20 protein-coding genes and 1 tRNA gene are annotated in these 23,902 nt (G+C 34.2%); 6 read left to right on the top strand and 15 right to left on the bottom strand.

All coding sequences use genetic code 11. The features are described 5' to 3' along the window. Positions 1 to 145: 145 nt before the first annotated feature. The 4 genes from BMW37_RS08800 to BMW37_RS08785 form a co-directional block, all read right to left on the bottom strand. Entirely contained in the window at positions 146 to 1,417 is a 1,272-nt protein-coding gene (locus BMW37_RS08800) for a YqaJ viral recombinase family nuclease (protein ID WP_093319827.1), read from the bottom strand. Continuing rightward, positions 1,414 to 2,289, bottom strand: coding sequence for a phage recombination protein Bet (gene bet, locus BMW37_RS08795; protein ID WP_093319824.1), 876 nt, complete (start codon positions 2,287 to 2,289; stop codon positions 1,414 to 1,416). Before bet ends, BMW37_RS08800 begins: the two co-directional genes overlap by 4 nt. An 18-nt stretch (positions 2,290 to 2,307) precedes the next feature. Beyond that, entirely contained in the window at positions 2,308 to 2,532 is a 225-nt protein-coding gene (locus BMW37_RS08790) for a helix-turn-helix transcriptional regulator (protein WP_093319822.1), read from the bottom strand. A gap of 87 nt (positions 2,533 to 2,619) precedes the next feature. Beyond that, the gene (locus BMW37_RS08785; protein WP_093319819.1) at positions 2,620 to 2,832 is read right to left on the bottom strand and encodes a helix-turn-helix transcriptional regulator; all 213 of its coding nucleotides are present in this window, start codon (positions 2,830 to 2,832) and stop codon (positions 2,620 to 2,622) included. A gap of 440 nt (positions 2,833 to 3,272) precedes the next feature. Between BMW37_RS08785 and BMW37_RS08780 the strand changes: the two genes are divergently transcribed. After that, the gene (locus tag BMW37_RS08780; RefSeq protein ID WP_093319816.1) at positions 3,273 to 4,805 is read left to right on the top strand and encodes a hypothetical protein; all 1,533 of its coding nucleotides are present in this window, start codon (positions 3,273 to 3,275) and stop codon (positions 4,803 to 4,805) included. A 17-nt stretch (positions 4,806 to 4,822) separates the two neighbouring features. Here the strand turns inward: BMW37_RS08780 and BMW37_RS08775 are convergent, their stop codons facing one another. From BMW37_RS08775 to glmM, 4 genes are all read right to left on the bottom strand, one after another. Then, positions 4,823 to 6,091: a tyrosine-type recombinase/integrase gene (locus tag BMW37_RS08775; RefSeq protein ID WP_093319815.1), complete on the bottom strand. Its 1,269-nt coding sequence runs from the start codon at positions 6,089 to 6,091 to the stop codon at positions 4,823 to 4,825. 206 nt (positions 6,092 to 6,297) lie between these two features. Then, positions 6,298 to 6,384: transfer RNA gene (locus BMW37_RS08770), tRNA-Leu, on the bottom strand. A 443-nt stretch (positions 6,385 to 6,827) separates the two neighbouring features. Further along, entirely contained in the window at positions 6,828 to 7,238 is a 411-nt protein-coding gene (gene secG / locus BMW37_RS15945) for a preprotein translocase subunit SecG (RefSeq protein ID WP_093319906.1), read from the bottom strand. Between the two features lie 422 nt (positions 7,239 to 7,660). Then, complete coding sequence (gene glmM / locus BMW37_RS08760) at positions 7,661 to 8,998, bottom strand: phosphoglucosamine mutase (protein WP_093319813.1); 1,338 nt, start codon at positions 8,996 to 8,998, stop codon at positions 7,661 to 7,663. Between the two features lie 369 nt (positions 8,999 to 9,367). Between glmM and BMW37_RS08755 the strand changes: the two genes are divergently transcribed. Together BMW37_RS08755 and BMW37_RS08750 are read left to right on the top strand one after the other, a co-directional pair. Next, positions 9,368 to 10,099, top strand: a complete 732-nt coding sequence (locus BMW37_RS08755; protein WP_093319811.1) for a glutathione S-transferase family protein — start codon at positions 9,368 to 9,370, stop codon at positions 10,097 to 10,099. A gap of 336 nt (positions 10,100 to 10,435) precedes the next feature. Continuing rightward, positions 10,436 to 11,113, top strand: a complete 678-nt coding sequence (locus tag BMW37_RS08750) for a helix-turn-helix transcriptional regulator (protein ID WP_093319809.1) — start codon at positions 10,436 to 10,438, stop codon at positions 11,111 to 11,113. Positions 11,114 to 11,555: 442 nt separating this feature from the next. Here BMW37_RS08750 and folP read toward each other — a convergent pair whose 3' ends face one another. From folP to rlmE, 3 genes are all read right to left on the bottom strand, one after another. Continuing rightward, on the bottom strand, positions 11,556 to 12,410 hold the full coding sequence (gene folP, locus BMW37_RS08745) for a dihydropteroate synthase (RefSeq protein ID WP_245711049.1): 855 nt from the start codon (positions 12,408 to 12,410) through the stop codon (positions 11,556 to 11,558). A gap of 57 nt (positions 12,411 to 12,467) precedes the next feature. Next, the gene (gene ftsH, locus BMW37_RS08740; RefSeq protein WP_093319806.1) at positions 12,468 to 14,417 is read right to left on the bottom strand and encodes an ATP-dependent zinc metalloprotease FtsH; all 1,950 of its coding nucleotides are present in this window, start codon (positions 14,415 to 14,417) and stop codon (positions 12,468 to 12,470) included. A 170-nt stretch (positions 14,418 to 14,587) separates the two neighbouring features. After that, positions 14,588 to 15,214 (bottom strand): 23S rRNA (uridine(2552)-2'-O)-methyltransferase RlmE, encoded by a 627-nt coding sequence (gene rlmE, locus BMW37_RS08735; RefSeq protein ID WP_093319804.1) that lies wholly within the window; start codon positions 15,212 to 15,214, stop codon positions 14,588 to 14,590. Between the two features lie 573 nt (positions 15,215 to 15,787). Between rlmE and yhbY the strand changes: the two genes are divergently transcribed. Continuing rightward, the gene (gene yhbY / locus BMW37_RS08730; protein ID WP_093319801.1) at positions 15,788 to 16,081 is read left to right on the top strand and encodes a ribosome assembly RNA-binding protein YhbY; all 294 of its coding nucleotides are present in this window, start codon (positions 15,788 to 15,790) and stop codon (positions 16,079 to 16,081) included. Between the two features lie 450 nt (positions 16,082 to 16,531). On the opposite strand, the gene greA is transcribed toward yhbY, so the two are convergent. Then, positions 16,532 to 17,014: a transcription elongation factor GreA gene (gene greA, locus BMW37_RS08725; RefSeq protein WP_093319800.1), complete on the bottom strand. Its 483-nt coding sequence runs from the start codon at positions 17,012 to 17,014 to the stop codon at positions 16,532 to 16,534. A gap of 819 nt (positions 17,015 to 17,833) precedes the next feature. Between greA and dacB the strand changes: the two genes are divergently transcribed. Then, a complete protein-coding gene (dacB, locus tag BMW37_RS08720; RefSeq protein WP_425441775.1) occupies positions 17,834 to 19,300 on the top strand; it encodes a serine-type D-Ala-D-Ala carboxypeptidase in 1,467 nt (488 codons plus the stop codon). A 26-nt stretch (positions 19,301 to 19,326) separates the two neighbouring features. Then, positions 19,327 to 20,979 (top strand): bifunctional phosphoribosylaminoimidazolecarboxamide formyltransferase/IMP cyclohydrolase, encoded by a 1,653-nt coding sequence (gene purH, locus BMW37_RS08715; RefSeq protein WP_093319797.1) that lies wholly within the window; start codon positions 19,327 to 19,329, stop codon positions 20,977 to 20,979. A gap of 214 nt (positions 20,980 to 21,193) precedes the next feature. Here the strand turns inward: purH and BMW37_RS08710 are convergent, their stop codons facing one another. From BMW37_RS08710 to BMW37_RS08700, 3 genes are all read right to left on the bottom strand, one after another. Beyond that, positions 21,194 to 22,357, bottom strand: a complete 1,164-nt coding sequence (locus tag BMW37_RS08710; RefSeq protein ID WP_093319795.1) for an HD domain-containing protein — start codon at positions 22,355 to 22,357, stop codon at positions 21,194 to 21,196. Positions 22,358 to 22,523: 166 nt separating this feature from the next. Next, positions 22,524 to 22,904, bottom strand: a complete 381-nt coding sequence (locus tag BMW37_RS08705) for a DUF805 domain-containing protein (protein ID WP_093319792.1) — start codon at positions 22,902 to 22,904, stop codon at positions 22,524 to 22,526. Between the two features lie 373 nt (positions 22,905 to 23,277). Next, positions 23,278 to 23,664, bottom strand: coding sequence for a DUF805 domain-containing protein (locus tag BMW37_RS08700; RefSeq protein WP_093319790.1), 387 nt, complete (start codon positions 23,662 to 23,664; stop codon positions 23,278 to 23,280). Between the last annotated feature and the right edge of the window lie 238 nt (positions 23,665 to 23,902).

Genomic DNA, 23,902 nt, shown 5'->3' with positions numbered 1-23,902 from the left:
TCCTAAAAATTTTGGTATAATTTAAGTAATTGTAATTAACACTAAAATATGAATGATTAATCCAGTTAACCTGATAACGTTTTTACACACTAAGCTGATGATTATGAGATGGGGTTGTGATAGACGAATTTTGAGTTGAACTTTATTAGAAATAATATGAAGAAGTGGGTGTTTGTCGTTCTACTAATGCATGATCTAAATTATGAGTGTTAGACAGATCTTTCGTTGCTAATGATGTCACCTCCTGATTAGGAAGGACATCATTAGCAATGTTAATTAGATCAGTGCCTTTGTTACTCGGTGTATTATTAATAGTGTTCTCATGTTTTGAGGTCGATTTTGCTTTGCGTCTTTTGGTCTTTGTCTCCTTTTGAATATTTTCAGCCAAAATATGTACTTTTTCCATTTCATCTTTGGCATTGGAAAGAGAGGGGACTACACTTTGCTTTGATTCATTTAAGTTTGCTTGTGAGTTGAAATTGGTGCTTGTAAACCTGATTTTCTCAATTGGCATTTTACGATAGTGATTAAGTTGTGAAGTAGTCACTTGATGTCCTAAATCGACAAGTAATTTTGAATAATCCACCTGACCCTGTGACCAGTAACGTACAATTTTAACCCCTGCATATTCAGCATAAGCAAAATTGTGCATCAATGGAAGAAATGATTTTTCTAGATTTGAGATCTCGCTCTTTACTTCATCAAGTTGAAGATTAAGTTCATGAGCTTGCTTCGCAAATTGGTGATATTTAGAAGCAAGTGATTGCCAAACAACTTTATCTTCACCTTCGGGAATATACGTATCTCTATTAGGACATTTTATAGGGGGCTTTTGTGTTTGAACTAAATCCCAAAATGATTGAGCAGCAGTAATGATTTTAGCGATTATTTCTTCATCACGTGTTATTTTAAATGAAAGAGTCTCTATATTTGCTTTAGTATCTTGGCTGTAAAATATTAACCAGCCACTTTTACTATCTGATACCAGTAATTGGTGTTGCACCTGTATCATGTAATGTAGATAGGTAGGACTATTGATACCTAAATGCTGAACTTCTTCAAATACCGTTTGAGAAGGGCATTTAATTTCAACGGGTTCACCTTTAGAATTTATCCCATCAAAGCTTGCACGTATAAAGGGGTAGTTATCTGATTGCGCACATAAAGGCAAAAGTAATTCTTGAAATTTTTCTTCGAGGTATGCTCTTGCGATAGGTTCAAGTCGAATCCCTCTTTGGACATTTGGGTTGTTATCTAATGGTTCTGGAAAGATAAAACCACATTTTTCAGCCCATAATTGCCAAGGTGTTTTATAAGGAGATTCAGATAGAATGACGCTGGATTCCGATGCCCCGATACCTTCAGACCGCCATTGATGCCAATCAGCTGTGCGCGGTTTGATATCTATAATTTTCATTGACCCTCCTTAATTTCCTCATGCGAATTAGATGTGTTGGATTCAATAACAGTTGAATTGCCATCTGGGTGAGCAAGTTTAACCACATTATTTTCTCTAGCTTTAATGAGTGTTAATTCAACATATCGCCTTTCAACCCCACTAAATTGTTCCTGACAATAATTCATGGCACTCTCCCATGCTTGTGTAGATATGGCTCTATCAACTAACTTTTTAGTTAATTGTTTAGTCCTATCTGATATTTTATTCATATCAATTGCTCCGATATCAATAATCGTTGTAGTTTGCCCACCTGCAATGATATTTTCAGCTTCATCATTATCATAAATCCCAACAAAGCCAAACGCTAGGCGTGCGCACTGAATCATCGCTTTATGCCTCAACATTCGTTTGGTATGCGATTGCCACGCTGATAAAATCTTATAACCACCATTGTTTTTTGATTCAAATGGCAAACGATAGACCTCATCTAAATATTCAATTACTTTAATTGGATGACTTCTATCCTTACGATAAATAATACACTGTATCCATTCAGGACAAGCTTTTGCATCAGGGTAACTTAAATAATTATCAGCCTGAATAAATTCCATCCCATCAAATTGGTCGTGATGATTAATAATACGAGACCACCCATCAACACCCACAACAGGTATTATCCCAGCCTGCTTATCAGGAAAAGCAAATATTTCCTTAGTAAATGGATTTAGCCCATATTGATGTGCTACTAATAATAAAGCCATCATTTGTTCATTGCTAGGTTCATTGCCATCACGCTGTTTAAATGCCGTGGCTTTTAATATTCCAAAAACATTATTTGCATCAATATTCATTTTTTCAGCAAAGCGATTTATTATATTTTTACTCTCCATCATTAACTCCTTAATTATTTAGTAAGATGATTGCGATTTTGATTTGTTTATTTTATCTAGCAGCCAATTATTGAAATCACTTTCTAGCCATCTTGATGAGCGGCCTAATTTAATAGGCTTTGGGAATTGGTTCAGTTGTATTAACTTATAAAACCATTTATCAGTAAGGCCAGTTTTATGAGTGATGAATTTCATATCTACCAATTTGGTATTAGCTAAATTATTTAATTGTGTTTGCTCCATTAGTAACCTCCATAGTTTAATTATGTTCACTTGGATGTTATAGGTATATAAAAAATTGCAGTTGAGATACTTAGATTGAGAAGGGAATTAAGGGTGACGGGATTTGTTAATTTTTTCGATTAGCCAACCTTCCACTTCACTTTTTAACCATCGAGATGATCTCCCCATTTTAATTGGTTTCGGAAATTCCCCATCTTGAATTAACTTATAAAACCATTTATCGGTTAAACCAGTAAAAGCGGTAATGAATTTCATGTCAACGAGTTGGTCGGTATTAATGTCAATGTGTAAGTTATGCATGTCATGTATCCTTCAGCGTGTGATAAGAATTTGGTTCACACTAAAGGCGGTTGCCGTATTTTTTTACACGCTACCAGTAAATGTGTTGGATGAATTGAGAATCAATCCGAGTTATGGTATTGTGTGTAACGATTACTTCATGGCCGTTAAAGTGGATCTTAGTCATGGTAATTTGTATCGGTAGCATATCAATCACTACAATTTCTATTGCTATAGGTATGTGAATATCAGTTGAATAAATTCGGCATAAACTAGCTTGTAACTCAATGTTTTCAGGGGTTGGGAAATTTTTTTCGGAAATTTTTAAGGTTTTTTATCTTACATTTGGCCCACGTTAAATACTTGTATAACATAATAACAGATGTTATATTTTGTTAGGTGAAGAATGCGTTTAAAGTAACAACAAAATTTATTAAGCCACTGATTGAGAACATTACAAAATGAATGAAACTGGATTAGTTCAAAAAACACACAGGAGAGAAAAGAGAAAAAAGCCCGTCTGTAGAAATAGATGCGCTAATAAGTGTTTCACTGAATCTGATGAAGCTAGGAGAATGGGAATTTGTAAGAAATGCTATTATAGATACCTGAAAAAGAAAGGGCGTGAGCATGAAATCCCATCCGACTATGCTGAAACAATACCTGTAGTTAGAGTTAATGTGCCTAAAAAAGGTTCATTCGTAACTAAAAAACATTTGCGTATAAGTTGTTTAGAATTAAGTGATTTAGCTAAGTTACCTAACCATGTTACTGTAATTGAACGACATCTTAAAAATAAGAATTCGTTATTGGATGTAGACTATCTAGTTAATAAATTAGTTAAAAACCAAGATGTTAATGACTTTTTTTCTCAAGTAGAGGTTGGTGAATATTATAGTAAACTATTTACAACATCACTATGGTTACAAGTTAAACGAGAATGCGAAGACTATCGAAAATTGATCTCACGTTTGATTATTATTGATTACCAAGACTTTGTACTAGGGTATTTCTTATTAAAGCTAGACTCAATCATACTTGAGCGCAAAGTATCACACATGATAGAAATGACTCAAAATATTAGTTGTAAAAGAGGAATCTATAGCTATATTAATATAGTTGTTGATCCTAGAACAGCTAATATTCTACCGAATAAGATATTAAAAACTTGCAATGAGATCATAAATAATGAGTCATGTATGTACATGAATTTTGAATTTGGTGATTGCTTAAAAGAACGATATTCGATTCTTAAAAATACTAGTAATGTATGTATAACAGAAAACTTTAAAAGAATAGTATTCAAAGATAATTTTGATAATGACTTTTTTTTATTAGTAGCATATCGAATTTCAATTTATGAAATGAGCAATAAGTTTAATTTAAAAAACTATAAGGCCGAATATCTCCCTTTAACTGAAATTGCATGTTTCAATAATGGTAACTATTTTCATTTGGTTAATGATTTTATTTTAAAAGCTGAATTTGATGCATTCTTTATTGAATCCTTGTCATTTTTATTTCTAATCAGGATTACTATGGCAATTAGAATTGAAGATGTTAATGCTATAAATGAAAAGATGAAGGCAGTAATTGCTAGCTTGACATATAGTATTAATTCTAATGAGTTTATTTCAATATTAAAAAAACAACTTTCGCTGCTTAGAAAATTTATGAGTAAGGATTATAGGATAATAAATAATAAAGAAGTATTCAGTAAGCTTTTTAATGAGATAATCAATCAAAAGAAAATAAGAGTGATTAAAAAAAAATCAGGTGAGGCAGCTAAAAATATAGTTAAATATGATAGACAATTTAATGAGTTAAAAAAAATTTCTCAACCAATATTTACAATACTAGGAAAAGAACTGTACTATGTGCCGATTGAGCATGGTAGTACTCCTTTTAAAAAGTATGTAATTGAATATAAATCAGAATTTGATTTTTGTTTAAGCCCTATAATAGATAATACATATTTAAGGCTAAATAATTAATGTTTTGCTGAATATCTTCAACTTGTAACATGAAAATCAAATGGTGCTGTAGTTTCTTTGGTATTAGCATCCAAAAAATCTGCCCACCATTGCATCATTAGCCTACGTTCATTAATATGCTCAGCCTTATGAATGTAGGCAGCCCTAACGCCATTACGCTCTTGATGGCTCATTTGGCGTTCTACCGCATCCCTAGACCATTTCCCCGATTCAATTAATGAACTACAAGCCATAGTTCTAAATCCATGTCCACAAACCTCTGTTTTAGTGTCATACCCCATGCGAGCTAGTGCTTTATTAACGGTTCCTTCACTCATGACTTTTGTAGAGTCACGATCTCCTATGAAGATAATAGGTTTATCCCCGCTAATTTCCTGTATCTCACGCAATATTTCTATTGCCTGACGGCTCAGTGGGACTAGATGTGGCGTGCGCATTTTTGAGCCTCTAGATGAGTATTTAACACCATCTAATGCTTCACGCTCAGCGGGTATCGTCCAGATCGCTTTATCAAAATCAATTTCTTCCCATCTAGCAAATCTAAGTTCACTCGAACGAATAAAAATCAATAATGAAAGCTTTACTGCTAATTTAGTCAGCAACTTACCTTGATAGTTATCTATTCTGGCTAGTAACTCTGGTAATTTTTCTAAAGGTAGAGCAGGGCGGTGTTTAACTTTTTGTGGGGCTACTGCACCAGTAAGGTCATGAGATGGATTATAGGTTAAAATCCCTGTTTGGACAGCAAAACGCATGATAGACTTAATTCTTTGAAGCATACGTTGTGCAACTTCAATTCTGCCTGAGTTTTCAACGGCTTTAATTGGTAGCCATAAATCGCGAGTGGTTAGTTTTCTGATATCACTATCGCCTATGCTTGGGAATATATTTGCTTCTAGGCTACTTAATACTCTTTTGCGATGATAATCACTCCATGTATTATTAGATTTATGCCATTCAACGGCGACATCTTTGAATTTGATGATTTCTGTTGGTATATCATCTTTATCTATTGGTTTGCCACCATTAGCTTTAATAAGGGCAGGATCAATGCCTTCTTTTAGATATTTACGGTATTCTGCTCTTAGTTCTCTTGCTTTAGCTAGTGAAACATCTGGGTATGTTCCAAGGGCTAACATCTTTTGTTTCCCATCAAAACGGTATTGTAATCGCCAGTATTTAGAACCATTCGGATGTACTAGTAAATGCATCCCTTCACCATCAGTGAGCTTAAATTGCTTCTCTTCAGGTTTAACGTTTTTAATCTTAAGTTCAGTCAGTGCCATAGTTACCTCAAATGTGTTGGTATAAAAGTTATGGAACTCAATATACCATCATTTGTACCAACTTCAAGTGCTTGATGTGGGTTGAACTCAGTTGACTATTGGTGATTAAAAAATACACAAAACTAGCTTAAGTTATTGATTTTTTATTATTAAAGGCATAAAAAAAGCCGCTTTACATAGCGGCTTGATTTGTGTTTTTAGTCAATTGGTACCGAAGACGGGACTTGAACCCGTAAGCCCTAATGGGCACTACCACCTCAAGGTAGCGTGTCTACCAATTCCACCACCTCGGCATTTTTGACTTTGAATCTTAAATATATAAAAACTAATTCAATAGGGTAATTGTAATATTTAAAGTGATAAAATTCAACTTTATTTAAAGTGACCATGTTTGATTGCTTAATTTTCTTCCAAATACAGGTTAATTATTCATCATTTCGGTGCTGTATGCTGAACGCCATTAAGAAAAAATAAAAACACTGTCTAGAATGGACAATACCTAAGGGTTATAAAATAAAGGTTTGTATTTGAAAAAAGGATTTATAAGCAATATAACAATTTTATAAAATATTTATTATAAAATGCTGAACACTCTGATTTTAAATATTCAGATTGAAATTATATGTTTATTATTAATGAAAGAGAAATCGTCTATTTTAATGGTATTCTAAGTATTTTAAAACTGCATTAAAAAGGCAGCTAATGCTGCCTCTTTAATGCAGAAATAATATCAAAATTACTGAGGTATTTCAGGCTGATTAGTTGGTGTAGACGTTTCAGTTCCTGGAATAGCTTGTTCTGGAGCCGCCTCATTTGTAGATGGCAAGGTAACAGATGGGGTAGTTGGCACAACTGATTGCTGTATGCTAGTCGGGTCAAACTCACCAGAATCACGAATTGTAGGGCCTTGTGCAAGTTGACGATTACTTAAATTTCCAAGTACTAAGCTTAAAATGAAGAATATCGCGACAAGTATTCCTGTTGTACGAGACATAAAGTTACTGCTACCACTTGAACCAAATAATGTCGCAGAAGCACCAGCACCGAAAGAGGCACCCATACCAGACCCTTTGCCTTGTTGTAATAAGACAAGAGCAATAATTGCCATTGCAACAAACAAGAATATAACTAATAGTATCGCTTGCATAAATCTACCTGTAAGATTAGAAAAAGAAATTAATAAAGAATTTGGTTTATGTTGAATATTAGTAACACTTAAGCTACACATAACGCACAATATTAACTAATTACAGGTTAATATGCAAGGTGAATTTCATCAGCTGATTAGGCTAATTAGCTAGTAAAATTCCTTGCTGACAATCATTGTGAGATAGGTGATTAAATTTATATGCGGCTTAAGCATATGAGACAGTGCTGTTATATTAAATGAATATGGTTTTAAACGATAAACTAGATTAGTAAAATATTAGATAGGCTAGCAGTATAAGTAAGAATTTTATGGTTTCAGCAATTTTTAAAGTAAATGGGTGCTATAGAAGCACCCGTTAAAAAGCCATTCTTATTTAAGATAGAAGGGGATAAATAGGGCAATGTTACCTACTTAGAGCATTAACCTGCTGCTTCTACTGCGTCCTTAATTTTATGAGCCCAATAGCTAACTTGTTTATCATCTTCACCCTCGACCATGACCCGAATTAAAGGCTCCGTTCCTGATTTACGCAAAAGTACGCGACCTTTACCGGCCAGCGCAATTTCAGCTTCTTTTTCAAGCTGAACTACTTCATCAGACTCTAGAGGGTTATGACTACCATTAAAGCGAACGTTGAGTAGTAATTGAGGAAATAATTTCATCCCGCTAGCTAAATCAGCAAGAGACATATTATTTTGTACCATGGCCCTTAAAACTTGTAAGGCTGCAATAATCCCATCGCCTGTAGTTGTTTTATCCAGTAAGATAACGTGCCCTGAATTTTCTGCTCCAATTTTCCAGCCTTTTTGTTGCAGCTTCTCAAGAACATACCGGTCACCAACTTTAGCTCGTTCAAACGGGATTCCTAGTTGTTTTAGCGCGATTTCAAGTCCCATATTGCTCATTAATGTACCGACTACGCCACCTTGTAATTTTCCTCTACGTAAAATTTCACGGGCTATGATGAAACTGATTTGATCTCCATCTATTTTATTACCTAAATGGTCTACCATAATGATTCTGTCACCGTCACCATCAAGCGCTAAACCAACATGGGCTTTTTCATTCAGCACTTTTGCAGTCAGGGCTTCAATATCAGTTGCACCACATTTTTCATTGATATTCATTCCATCAGGTTCACAGCCAATGCTGATGACTTCAGCACCCAGTTCTTTCATAACGCTTGGAGCAATATGATATGTTGCACCATTAGCACAATCCACGACGATTTTAAGGGATTTTAGATTTAATTCAGCAGGGAAGGTTCCTTTACAAAATTCAATGTATCTGCCTGCAGCATCGTTAATTCTTGACGAGCGGCCTATTAGAGCTGAGTCAACACAAGTTAATGGTTTTTCAAGTTCCGCTTCTATTGCTTCTTCTACAGCATCGGGTAATTTTTCACCATCAATAGAGAAAAACTTAATGCCATTATCATAATAAGGATTATGTGAAGCAGAGATAACAATTCCAGCCTCAGCTCGAAATGTTCTTGTTAGATAAGCGATTGCTGGTGTTGGCATCGGGCCTGTGAAAGCAACCGAAATACCGGCTGCAGCTAAACCTGCTTCGAGTGCTGATTCAAGCATATATCCTGAAATTCTAGTATCTTTCCCAATGATGATTTGCTTTGAACCATGCCTTGCTAACACTTTACCAGCAGCCCAGCCCAATTTAAGAACAAAATCTGGAGTGATAGGGGCGTCACCCACTTTTCCGCGTACACCATCCGTGCCAAAATATTTACGATCTGCCATGTTCTTCTCTCTAAAGTGAGGGGTTAATCTATTAACAAAAGGGGTAATGCTATTAATGACAGAATAGCATTATGACATTTACATCAAAATAACTGTCATCATTATACATGAAGCTAAATCAAAGTATAAAAATTGTAATCTGATTGTCGATTTTTTAGTAAAACAAACCTGTAGTAATCAAGCATGACTTGTCAATTGAACCAATTATAAGACATATTCACTTATTTGTCTGAATTCGTTCATATCCATACTGACAAAATTTGGTAATTACATATTTTATACTGTTAATTGATATCGATGCATAGAAGCTAGCTGTATTGATAGGTTCAATAATTAACATTTAATGTGATACCAAATTGGGAGAACACGATGCACCAAAATATAGAGAATAAATACGAACATGAAATTATTCATATTAAACCCATACTACAAAATTCAGGTGCTGAAATTAATGAGCACTCAAATCTACTCTTGTATAGTAATCCTCATTCAAGGGGGAACACGGTACTTTGGATGTTAAATGAATGTAGAGCAAATTATAATCTGCAGTATTTGCATTTTAGCACTGAGACAAAATCCGAGCAATTTCGTGCAATTAATCCTTTAGGAAAATTACCAACATTAGTACATAATGATAGAATAATTACTGAAACTGGCGCAATATGTGCATACCTAGCTGAGCTTTATCCATCTAAAAATTTAAAACCAACTATAGATTCGCCTTATTTAGCTGATTATTATCGCTGGTTGTTTTTTATTTCAGGGACGTTTGATAATGCCATTATAGCTAAAGCAACCAATAGCCTGCCTAATGGTAGAGCAGCAGGGATGAGCTCAGTTGGGAGATTTGAAGATATTGAAATGGTTGTTGAGCAGGCATTAAAAAAGACCTCACGTTATCTATGTGGCGATCAATTCACAGTGGCTGATTTACTCTTTTCAAGTTATTTACTCTTTGCCACTAAACAAATATCAGTCATTGCATTGACACCATTAATTGAACAGTATTTAGAACCAATTCTTAGTCGTCAAGCTTTTTTAGATATGCTTAGCATGGTCAACAATCATAGTGCGCATTTTAAGCCGTACGCTGATTCATAAGTTATCAAATAGAAATGGATATACTAGGATCATGATTAAATTTGTTTTAGTGCAGGCTAGCTAAGTTCATCGTAATATAAGTATATTGGCTACCAATATACTTATACCCAAATCTATTAACGATGTAATAAGCCGCAAGCAGTTAGGCTGTCATATTTAGGTAATCATGATTACATTGAATGATGCAATCGTATAAATGCGGCCTTTTTCCAAAAATAAGGAATAGGTTGTCACTTAGCAGGCATGATATGCTCAACCCGACAGATTGGATAACGACTTGTCATTAATAGAATCAAATATACTAATTTAATTTGATAACATAAGAATGAACTCATTATGTCTCGAGCTGAACGTTTATTGGAATTACTTCAATTATTAAGAGAGCATCGTTATGCTGTCACTGCTGAACATTTAGCATCTGAACTTAATATAAGTACTAGGACCTTATATCGGGATATTAATTCCCTTCGAGCTCAAGGAGCGTGTATTGATGGCAGCCCTGGCACGGGTTATTTACTCACTGAACGGTTTACTTTACCACCTTTAACATTTGACGATGATGAGTTATTGGCTCTTTCATTAGGTTTGAAATGGGTTGTAAAAAGTACTGATCCAGAGTTAGTTCGTTCTGCAAAGCGGGCTCATGCAAAAATTAACGCTGTTATTTCATCTAGTTCAAAGATTAAATTAAACCATCATGGTATAACTGTACTCAAAAAGCCCGTTACCGATCCAAATCTATTAATCGTAAGAAAATCCATTCAGTTGGGCGTTAAACTCGAAATCGTTTATAAAGATTTAAAAGATAAGATTTCAACTCGAATCATTTGGCCCTGCGCATTAGGCTTTTTTGATGACTCTGCGGTCATAGCTGCTTGGTGTGAGCTTAGACAAAATTTTAGACATTTTCGGATTGATCGCATTGAATCTATTATTGAATTAGAATCTTATCCCATTGCACCTTTACAATTATTAAAACGTTGGCAAGATGAAACTGCTATCAATCTTGGTTAATCGAATAAAATGTTCTTAGTTAATCCGATTTCGTTGGTTTATAGAATTAAACTGAATTAGTGATTAATTAACTCAATAATTAGATTTAAAAAATGAATTCGGTGATGGTTTTTTATTATGTTTTATGCGGTAAGCCGAATGCTAAATTGATATTAAGTCTGACTGCATAACTCAAATATTGAAATTAGAGAAGGGGATTAGAGTTCGAATTGTATTTAAATTCACTGAAAGCCATTTTTTAACGCTGTAGGTAAATGAATATGCTGTTTAAATGGAAGTATTCATTACTGAAAGGATTAGTTTCTCAGACTAGATTATTTATGTAATTGAAATTGCGCAGTAGAAATCCCCTTACTTTAGCTGGGGGAAGATGTCTATTGTTAAATAAAGATTTGGAATAACTAGTTGCCATAATCTAAGGTAACTAGTTATTTTTATAGGTTTAATTAATTGATTTCATTGTTTTTAATATGGATAAAGCTTGCGCTGTTTGTGCTACATCATGAACTCTTATTATATGGGCACCTTTCATTGCTGCAATTACAGCCGCACCTACGCTACCATGTGTTCGATCTGATGCTTGATTATTTGGAATAAGCGATTCAAGTGCATATTGAATCATTCTTTTTCTTGACATCCCCACTAAAAGCGGTAGATTGAATTTTCTAAATGCTTCTAATTCATTAAGTAATCTAAAGTTGTGTTCATTGTTTTTTCCAAATCCAAACCCTGGATCAATTAATAGACGATCTCTTGTTATTCCTGCATGCTCTGCAAGCTTAATTTCTTCTTGTAAGGTATCTATCACTTCGGCAATTACATTGACATAGCTAGGGTTATTTTGCATTGTTGAAGGCTCTCCCTTATGATGCATCAGGCAGATAGGCAGCTGGGTTTTAGCTGCTGCCTCCCGCGCTCCAGGTAAACTAAGCGCTCTTACATCATTAATTAAGTCTATACCAGCTTTAGCCGATTCTGTCATTACTTGTGGTTTTGATGTATCTATTGATAACCAAATATCAAATCTTGTACGAATTGCTTCTATGACAGGAATGGTTCGTTCTAATTCTTCTTCTACACTCACCGTATTTGCGCCTGGGCGAGTCGACTCACCACCGATATCGATAATATCTACTCCTGCTAAAATCATATTTTCGACTTGTAATAATGCTTTGTCAATCGACGTGTAGTTTCCTCCGTCTGAAAAGGAATCTGGTGTCACATTTAATATTCCCATAATTTTGGGATAATCCAATTTTAGTGTTTTTGTTGGAGTAGTAAGCTTATACATAGCCATAATATTGCCCTAATAAAAAACCCCGCAAGCGGGGTTTAATGTTAATTGAAATTTTAATTATTGCGAAGTATCAGATGGATTGTCTTTAGGTGTAACAGGTTTATCATCTGATGCTTGATTATCTGTATCATTTTTAGATTCAGGCATTGTATACTCTTTTGTCGAATCGCCACTAGGAGTATCATTATCATCCCAGCCATCCACTGGTGTTACAGGTTTTCTTGCAATTAGCTCTTTAACTTGAGAGGCATTTAGTGTCTCATACAGCATAAGGGCATCTTTCATTGCATGCAATACATCAATATTTTCATTCAATAAATCAACCGCTCTATCATAATTAGTATCAATGAAATATTTAATTTCATCATCAATTAACTTGGATAATTCAGGAGATAAAGTCGCAACTTTTTGAGGTTGGCCACTAAATGAATTTTGTTCAAGAGTCAAAATAGGTCCTACTTTTTCACTTAAACCCCATTGTGTTACCATACTTCTAGCAATACTTGTTGCATATTGGATATCAGATGATGCACCACTAGTGACTTTGTCCTTACCATAAATAATTTCTTCAGCAGCTCGCCCACCAAACATAACAGAAATTTGGCTTTGATAGAATTCTTTAGTATGGCTAGTATCATCTCCTTCAGGTAAGAAGTGAGCAACACCAAGTGCACGGCCACGTGGAACAATAGTAACTTTATGAAGGTCCCAATAGCCAGGCACTAATGAACCAATGATAGCATGACCTGCTTCATGGTATGCAGTCATCTCTTTTTCTTGCTCAGTCATGGTTAATGACCTACGCTCAGCACCTAAATTAATTTTATCCTTAGCAAGCTCAAATTCTTCCATCGTAACGATTTTTTTGCGCTTACGAGCAGCAAATAGAGCAGCTTCATTAACTAAGTTAGCAAGTTCAGCGCCAGAATAACCAGGTGTGCCACGTGCAATTGTTTTTGCATCAACATCAGCAGCTAAGCGGATTTTGCGCAAGTGAACTTTAAGAATTTGTTCACGACCTTTGACATCTGGAAGAGAAACGTTAACTTCCCTATCAAAACGACCAGGACGTAGTAGGGCTTTATCTAATACATCAGGACGGTTCGTTGCAGCAATGATTATAATACCTTTATTATCTTCAAATCCATCCATTTCAACAAGCATTTGATTGAGTGTTTGCTCACGCTCGTCATTACCACCACCATGACCAGATCCTCTATGACGACCAACAGCATCAATCTCATCGATGAAAATGATGCAAGGGGCTGATTTTTTGGCTTGTTCAAACATATCACGAACCCTTGCTGCACCAACACCCACAAACATTTCAACGAAATCAGATCCTGATATAGCGAAAAAAGGAACTTTTGCTTCACCAGCAATTGCCCGAGCAAGTAATGTTTTACCAGTACCGGGAGGTCCAACCATTAAAATACCTTTAGGTATTTTACCACCAAGCTCTTGAAAACGAGCCGGCTCTTTGAGGTAATCAACGAGTTCTTTTACATCTTCTTTTGCTTCATCACAACCAGCAACATCAGCAAAGGTTGTTTTGATTTGATCGGGGGTTAACATCTTAGCTTTACTTTTACCAAAAGACATCGCACCACGACCACCACCGCCTTGCATTTGACGCATGAAAAATACCCAAACACCGATTAGCAGTAAAAATGGAAACCAATTTAGCAGCAAAGAAACCCAAATACTTCTTTTGTGTGGTGGCTCACCAAATACAGTAACATTGCCTGCTAGTAAGGTATCAATCAGTTGGGGATCTTCATTACCAGGTATGAAGGTTTGAAATGATTCACCACTACGTGTATTGAATTGAATCTGACGGTCGTCAATATTTGCATCAACGACGCGCTGTGAAGCAACTTCCCTCATGAAGGTTGTATAATCAACTTCTTTTAGTCCCGAATTAGATGATCCTAATGCTTGTAAAAGCAAAAATAGCATCACAGCAATGACTAGCCAAAGAATAAAGTTTTTTGATATATCATTCAAGGTGTTAACCTCTTATATTGTTATGTGAAATAATAAAAAAATACAGAATAATACTTTTATCTGTCATATATAGTAAACCAAAAACGCTAAATTTGACAATCCATTCATTCATCTAATATTAAATATTACCACTTTAATATTACTTTTCCAAAATGAAATGTTTTTAGTTGTTACTTTCTACCAAGCCCAACTATATATACTTCTCTCGAACGGGCTCTTGATGCATCAGGTTTTCTTACCTTGACCGTTTTGAACATGCTCCTAATATCTTTTAATATGTCATCAAAACCATCACCTTGGAAAACTTTAACAAGTAAATTACCATTTGGTGCAAGTACCTTTTTTGCCATATCGATTGCAAGCTCAACTAGATACATCGACCTTGGAATATCAACCGCTGGGGTACCACTCATGTTAGGTGCCATATCAGACATAACTAAATCTACTTTTTTTTCACCTACTCGCTCTAGTAACGCATCTAACACTGCTTCCTCACGAAAATCACCTTGCAAGAAATCTACACCTGCAATTGAGTCCATTGGCAAAATATCGCAAGCAATTACTCTACCATTACCACCAATTTGTGAAACGGCATACTGTGACCAGCCACCAGGAGCAGCGCCAAGATCAACTACCGTAATTCCTTGTCTAAAAATTTTATCTGTTTGTTGTATCTCTTCAAGTTTAAACCATGCTCTGGATCGTAATCCTTTTTTTTGAGCTTGTTTTACGAATTGATCGCTAAAATGTTCTTGAAGCCACCTACTTGAACTTGCTGAGCGTTTTTTACCTGCCACGTATCAAATACCTTTTAAATATGAACCATTTTTGATGGTGTGAATATTTTAAATCTTAACTGAATTCATTTGCCTTGTTAGCTGTATCAGATAGACGTTAAATTATTGGGGTTAGAGATCAATAATATTGAATGATAATGACTGATGCAGTGAAATTTAGAAATTAAACTTAAGGTAACAAAATTTATTTTTTATTCTTAATTAGTATAACACTCAAATTGTATTGCCATTACAGAGCTCCCATCTTACAAATATATCATTCATTTGTTCTTGATTAGTAAACAAAATTGGATGGTAAAAGTGATTAGATAAGACACATAAATAAGAAGGCGATTTAATCTCTAATCTATCATCGTATTTTTGTTAATCTATGATAAAATCATTTTACGCTAAAAAAACATTTAACGCACTGCTAGAATGCGTATAATGCTGTAAAGTTGATATCTACTATTAACTTTAATATGGTGACAAACTTTTAGGTTTCAAGCCTAAGGTAGCAAAAATCATGTTTGTACCTAATATTTTTAGATAATAGGTACAAAAAAATGATAATTTTATTCAATTGGATTTTTTATGACTTTAAATAATAAGCAAAAGCAACATCTCAAAGGATTAGCTCACACACTTAAGCCTGTCGTTATGATTGGTAACAATGGACTAACTGAAGGAGTATTAGCGGAAATTGATGCTTCTTTAGATTTTCACGAATTGATTAAGGTGCGTATTTCTGCAGAAGATAGAGATACAAAAAAATTAATCGTTAATGCAATTGTTGCTGAATCTAAGGCAATTATGGTGCAATTAGTTGGTAATATTCTCACTCTCTATCGAGCAAGCCTTGATAAAAAAATTAATCTACCTAAATAGAACTCTAAACTAATTTTTGTAGCAGATTTTATTCCATGCGATACGTTTTGCAAGTGGCTAGCTCAAGCGAATCACTTGCATAAAGGGTACTATTTAGCATGGTGAATTTTATATCTATTGTTAATGTATCTTAACGACCAATTTTTTTAAGTCATTATTTTAGGATCATTAATCACTCCATTTAATTTACTGATCTTATTTTAGATAATCAGTATTACTATCTTGTTAAATCTACCTCACTATTTTCGCAACTGTTTTTTTCATACTGATTATTTTAAGCAAACAAAAGATTATCTAATGCTAGATATGAAATTTGATCCGTGTATTGATATGGTTAGTGATTAACTAGTTTGATAGTGCGCGTAACTAAAACCGTAATTAGACTCTATCTGTTATCGCATCTAAGCGATTTGTTTTAATTACACACACGAATAAGAGATGTTCAGATTTTTACTCTGTCAGATATTTTACACTTAATATTTCCACATCCACTTTACCGCCAGGTGTTTGTATAGTAATTTCATCTCCTTCACTTTTACCAATCAGCCCTCGTGCAATTGGAGAATTTACTGAAATACGACCAATTTTAAAATCTGCCTCGTCATCTCCTACGAGCTGGTATGTTTGTTCTTCTTCTGTGTCTAGATTTAAAATGGTAACAGTGGTTCCGAAAACAACCCGTCCATCTTGGTTTAATTTACTGACATCAATAATTTGCGCATTGGATAGTTTAGCTTCAATTTCTTGAATTCTACCTTCACAAAATCCTTGTTGATCACGTGCTGCATGATATTCAGCATTTTCTTTTAAATCCCCGTGGGCCCTTGCCTCTGCAATTGCTTTTATAATTTTAGGGCGTTGCTCATTTTTTAATTCATCAAGTTCATCTCTCAGTTTTTGAGCACCACGTAATGTCATTGGAACTAAAGCCATTTTATACCTCTTAAATCAACTGGTGTACTATTTTATGTACTTTGTAGTGATGATTACTCTTGCTAGGCAAGAGTGGTGAATTTATTTACTTATTACAAGTTAGAGAACTTAGTAGATAAAAGACTAATATCATAAGAGAGTACTCAAATTAGATGGAAATTATCCTTAAATCCCTTTTATTCTAACTTGTTATTCAAGTTTACATAGTAGCTCTGATGTTTGTTTAATCATAGATGAGAACCTAAAATTTATCTATGCAATAACTCGTTAAGCTTTTGATTATTTTTACATCTTTTTGTTTAATTGCCCGCCACAACAGCTTATAGACATAAAATTTAGTCTATTTAAAATAGGAATTATTTAGTAGCCTTAGATTGCCTAATTACAATTGATAATATAATTAGCTTAACTTTAGCTAAAAAGCCTTCTATATCATTACATTCATCAGTGTTTATGTTTTAACTTCATTATAGCTATTAAATTTGAGGGGCTAATCTAGGTAATTGCGGTACAATTGTCAAGTACTGGGAGCTAATTGTCTAATATTACTTTAATTACTCTTAGGGGAATTCTTTTTTTACGATTAATTTGTCTATATTATTCTTTTAAATTAATGGGTTGTGGTTTTTTATCTATGTGGTTAATTTTTTAAATGTAATAGAATAAGAATGAATTTTAGGGCTTAAAAAAATCAATGAATAAGTATATACTAACGGGTAAAGAACACTAATGTTCTTAATCCATGCAGCCTTTGAGTGATTTTTATTTAATCTTATAAGCGAAAGGAGCTGCGAAATTTAATTCTAAGCTAAAAAACTCATGATGCCTTTTAAATATCCTGCCTTTTTACTGTTTTTCATATTGCCATCAGCTCTATTTTTTGGAGCTAGTTTTAAGAGTATAGCCAATAACCCTGTGATTGATAGTTATAAAGAGTATCTACCTGATGGTGCAAATTTAACACTTAAAGTACAAAAAGTTGGTGGAACTGAACCGATTTACGCTTTCAATAGTGAGCAACAATCTTTACCTGCTAGCACATTAAAAGTTATCACGGCTGTTGCTGCACTAATTGAATTAGGTGAAGATTTTGTATTTAAAACACAATTTGAAACTAATGCTACGATCAACTCAGAGGGTTTTCTTGAGGGGGATATTGTACTTCGCTTCACAGGAGATCCCACTCTCACACGACAAGATGTTCGAAATTTAGTTAATGGGCTGAAAAAACAAGGTGTTAAAGGTATAGCAGGAGATCTAATTATTGATGTGTCTGCCTTTGCAGGCCAAGATAAAGCGCCAGGTTGGCCATGGAATGATCTTACCCAATGTTTCAATGCACCGCCTTCAGCTGCAATAATTGATCGTAATTGTTTCTCCTTAACAATTAAAGCCAATAAAGTAGGTGAGTATGCCAAGGTAGATATTGCAAGTTTTTATCCTGTTAATGTACAAAGTAATGTAATTGTACTTGAAAAAGGTTCTAAAGATGCCAGCTACTGTGAGCTTGATGTTATTCCTGGTGAGTTAAACCGCTTTTCATTAACTGGATGTATGGTTGAAAGAAGTGATCCTTTACCATTAGCGTTCTCCATTCAAGATGGTGCAAGTTATAGTGGGGCAATTGTTAAAAATGAATTTTCGGTAGCTGAAATTCAATTTGAGGGAATGATTAGGCGACAGACTTTACTTCGACCTGAGACAAATGTGCTAGTGATTCATCAATCAGCTCCTCTTAGGGAGTTATTGACAAGAATGCTAAAAAAATCTGATAACTTGATTGCTGACACAGTTTTTAGAACAATTGGCCAACACAGATTTAAAACTTCAGGGACATGGCGTAATGGTGAACTTGCTATTAGACAAATACTTAAGCAATCTGCTAATATTGATCTAGCCAATAATATCATCGTGGATGGATCTGGATTATCTCGACATAATTTAATTACTCCAGCTATGATGATGAATGTACTTCAGTTCATTGGAATTAATGATAAGCAATTAAACTTTATTTCAATGCTACCTGAGGCTGGTAAGGATGGAACACTTGCGTATAGAGGGGGATTGGATGCCGCCGGAGTAAATGGCAAAGTGAATGCAAAAACTGGTGCATTAAAAGGAGTGTATAACTTGGCAGGTTTCATTACTGCAGCAAGTGGCCAGAAAATTGCCTTTGTCCAATTTGTTACTGGTTACTCAGTTCCACCAGGTGATGAAAAAAATCGACGTGCACCATTGGTGAGATTTGAGAGCCGTTTGTATAAAGATATATATCAAAACAACTAAATTTAACTCTTGAGGTTGATAATTTTATGACAGCTACACCCCCTATACCTAAACCAATTAAACGCGCCTTATTAAGTGTATCAGACAAAGAAGGTGTATTAGAGTTTGCTCAAGCCCTGCATTCTTTAGGTGTGGAAATACTTTCAACAGGTGGAACAGCTAAGCTGCTTGCTCTTCATGGTATATCCGTTATTGAAGTAGCTGATTACACCGGTTTTCCCGAAATGATGGAAGGAAGAGTGAAAACACTTCATCCTAAAATTCATGGTGGTATTTTGGGACGTCGTGGTATTGATGATGAAGTAATGCAAATGCATTCTATAGGCGGGATTGATTTAGTTGCTGTTAATCTATATCCATTCGCTCAAACAGTTTCTAAACAAGACTGCACCTTATCAAAAGCAATAGAAAATATTGATATAGGTGGCCCTACAATGGTAAGAGCGGCAGCTAAAAATCATAAAGATGTTGCAATAGTTGTGAATCCTAATGATTATGAAGCCATTATCACAGAAATAAGTTCAAATGAACACAAAAGTCTATCAATCGAAACACGATTTGAATTAGCAGTTAAAGCGTTTGAGCATACTGCGCATTACGACGGTATGATAGCTAACTTTTTAGGATGTAGAGTCAAATCACCTGCAACTGAACAAACAGTCATTGAAGAACAGCCTAAACAAATCTCACCATTTCCAAGAACACTTAATTTGCATTTAGATCTGAAACAAATTATGCGTTATGGTGAAAATGCGCATCAACTTGCGGCCTTTTATATCGATGTGCCTGGTGTGAATCACAACACATTAGGAACAGTAAGTAGTGCTATTCAACATCAAGGTAAGGCGCTTTCTTTTAATAACATAGCAGATACAGATGCAGCTCTAGAATGTGTGAAAAGTTTCAAAGAACCTGCTTGTGTTGTTGTTAAGCATGCTAATCCATGTGGTGTCGCAATAGGTAGTAGTTTACTAGAAGCCTATCAAAGAGCCTATCAAACCGATCCTACTTCGGCGTTTGGGGGCATAATCGCATTTAATCGTGAGCTTGATCCTGTGACGGCGCAGGCAATTATTGACCAACAATTTGTCGAAGTTATTATTGCACCAAGTATTGCACCTAATGCATTATCTTTATTAAGTAAAAAACCTAATGTGCGGATTTTGAGTACTGGGGATTTTCAACCTATTGACTTTGTACAAAATAATGCAGTTAAATTTGATTTTAAACGTGTTAATGGTGGGTTACTGGTCCAACAAAGAGATGAAGCATTGTATGAAGCAGATGAATTAAAAATTGTATCTAAAAGACAACCAACTGAAAAAGAGATGCAAGATGCGCTATTTGCCTGGACAGTTGCTAAATTCGTAAAATCAAATGCTATAGTTTATGCTAAAGATGGTCAAACAATTGGGATTGGAGCAGGGCAGATGAGCCGTGTTTATTCAGCTAAGATTGCAGGTATCAAAGCGCAAGATGAAGGACTAGACGTTGCTAAATCAGCAATGGCTTCAGATGCTTTTTTCCCATTTAGAGATGGGATAGATGCAGCTGCAGCTGTTGGTATAACCTGTATAATTCAACCTGGTGGTTCTATGCGAGATGAAGAAGTAATTGCTGCTGCTAACGAACATGGTATAGCAATGATCTTTACTAATATGAGACATTTTAGGCATTAGACTAATTCTACTCATTCATAATAATCATGATAAAGGGCGCATATGCGCCCTTTATCATGATCGTATTTAGCACTACTAACTGCTGTAGCTTTGATTATGATTAAATTTCTCCACGAATAACAACTGTATTAAAAATCACTTCTAACCTGAATAATGATGCTTGGAACATTTCTGACTAGTAATAAGCAAAATGAAATAATTAAAATTTGTTCATTTAACTATCCATAAAATGATAGTCAATTTGATCAGATTCCCAAGGTTTAGGTACATCCCACTCTAATGACATCAGTGAGTTAAGTTCTGATTTGATATTGTCAAGGCGAATAATATCTAATAACGTATCTTTATTAGGTTCTACATAAATAACTGATATGTGAACATTAAATTTATAGAGCCAAGTGATAATTTTATGCCTTGTTAGTTTAGATAAATCATTTACTATCCAAGTAAAATTCTGATTGAGCTTAATAAACTGTTCTGCTTTTGTATACATGCTATTTATTACAATCGAAGCATTTGGGTCTTGGCGCAAATTTTGAAAGCTGGTTGATTCAATCACATTGTTAATATCATTCGATTTTATTTGGGTAACAATAGATGATTTGTCAGCTAATTTTAATATTAAAGTAACACGCAATGTATTATTGGGAATGTCTATATCGCTTAACAATCCTGTTTTTGTATAGGCGAATATACGTCTTGATAGGCTATTATTAAAATACGCTGGTTGATGATAACAATTGGATTGTTGAATGAATGTTTGTAATTTTTTTAATCTCTTCAGATTTATTGGATTGTCTTCATTAATTCGACCTTTGATATCTGCCCGCGCCAGAGCTATAAGGTTTGAAAGCGATACTTCCCAGCTTAATTTATAAAGAGTGTGCAAGGGATGTTTTTGTAGCATTAAATAAAATGGTTTTTGATGATTATGAATTAGGTTACAGATCTCTTCACGAATATTAAATGGAAAGTCTTGTTGTGAAAGTAAAATACGAACCATTATTGCACCAATTGGTGAATGGTTTGGATGCCCTATTCGGTGAGTTTTAGGATCAATGGTGGTTGTAATCGGTTTGGCGATATCGTGTAAAAGTGCAGATAAAAATAGAATTGCTCTATTGATATTTGATGAGCGTTTATAATATTGGCTTTTTATCATAGATGAAACTACCATCTGCGTATGAGTCCAAACATCCCCTTCACCGTGATATATTGGGTCTTGATCAGTATGTTTACAGGCTTTTAATTCAGGGTAAGTTTCTACCCAGTATTCCCATTTTGGTGCCGTATTTGGCTTTGGGATAGCATTTAAGATATCTATCCATTTTATTTTTCCCTGTATTGAACGTTGATCTAGAGAGTGAGCTTGTTTCAAAATTTGGTTCTCCTGGCAATTAAAACTAAATATATAAATGCTATTTTAGCTTAATTTAATTATGGCAGGATTGTACAGTGGATACTACAAATAACTTATTTATAGATTCTAAAACAAAAAAACTGGCTTAAAGCCAGTTTAATCTGTGTTCTATAGTTATTCTAGATTAACTTACTAGCTTAGGGTCGCTACCAAAACGGTTATCACCTTGTGTTCCTTCAGAACATAACCAAATTAATAAGATTATAGTACCTACTAGAGGTATAAATGAAATAAACACAAACCAGCCACTTCTGTCAGTATCATGTAGACGTCTTACTAGCACACTTAAAGAAGGTAAAAACAATGCTAGATAAAAAGCAATTAATAAAATTCCAAAGAATGCAGCTACACCTTCAGAACCACTTACAACAGCTAAAATACTAGCAATAACTTGTAATCCTATTGAAAATATCATATAAAATAACTGAAAGAACCAAAATTCAGAACGACGAGCGCGACCCTGGAAAGTTGCGTATTTAGATAAACACATTTTAAAATATTTCATTGCAGTTCCTTAAATAAACAAAAAATAAGTAAAAAAATAATTTTTTTGTTGCCAAATGTTAGATTATTGACAAAACACTAACTAAACTATGAATGCATTTACATTATAAATGCAAAGCCGGTGCATTATATGGATTTATTAGTTATTTTCAATAAAAATTACAAAGAAATGCTAAAAGTCATCGTCTTAAAAACTACTTATTAGTCTTTAACATTTAAGCTTTTTGTATTTATTAAACTAAATAAAGACTAAACTAATTGATAAAAAAGTAATTAATTTCAAAATTGGATATCTTATACTTAATAGTTACGGATTAGTATCAAAATTCTTTATTTTATAACCTACAATATTATCTAATTATACCCTATTAATTTTATTCATTATTTACCATTTTAGGATCTTTTCCGAACTGGTTATTGCCTTTTGTGCCTTCTTTACAATATTGAATGAGTAAGACAATAAAACCTAAAATAGGAATAAATATAAGTAAATAAAACCAAGCTTTTTTGTTCCTATCATGTAAACGTCTTATCGAAACTGCAATAGAAGGTAGTAGCATAATTATTTGATAACCCATTGTTAGGAAATCGAATATAGTAATTAAACGTGAGGATTGTGTTACCTGGATTAAAAATCCACCTAATAAATATAAGCTCGTTATAATAATTAGATTATAAAGATAAAAGTACCAAAACTCAGCTCTTCTCGCCCTGCCTTTAAATGTGGCGAACTTCTTGAGACAATTAATATAATAATTCATTTTCTTAAGCTCCTTTATTGAAATGAAGCATGATTTAATTCCATTTTATTTTAAGTTTACTAAACTTATTTTAGTAAAAATGTCATTAAAAATTGTGCTCTGATTAAGATTGCTTAATGAGAAACGAATCTAAAAAAGTATAAAAGCCTAGTTAAGTAAACTCAACGGGTAGTTAAGTTTATAATAAATTATGTGGTTAGATTATTGTAATATAGCATAAAAAAATAAACTCAACCCT

It is taken from the genome of Thorsellia anophelis DSM 18579, from assembly GCF_900111395.1.
Taxonomy (GTDB): Bacteria; Pseudomonadota; Gammaproteobacteria; order Enterobacterales; family Thorselliaceae; genus Thorsellia; species Thorsellia anophelis.
This window is presented reverse-complemented; position numbering and strand designations above follow the sequence as displayed.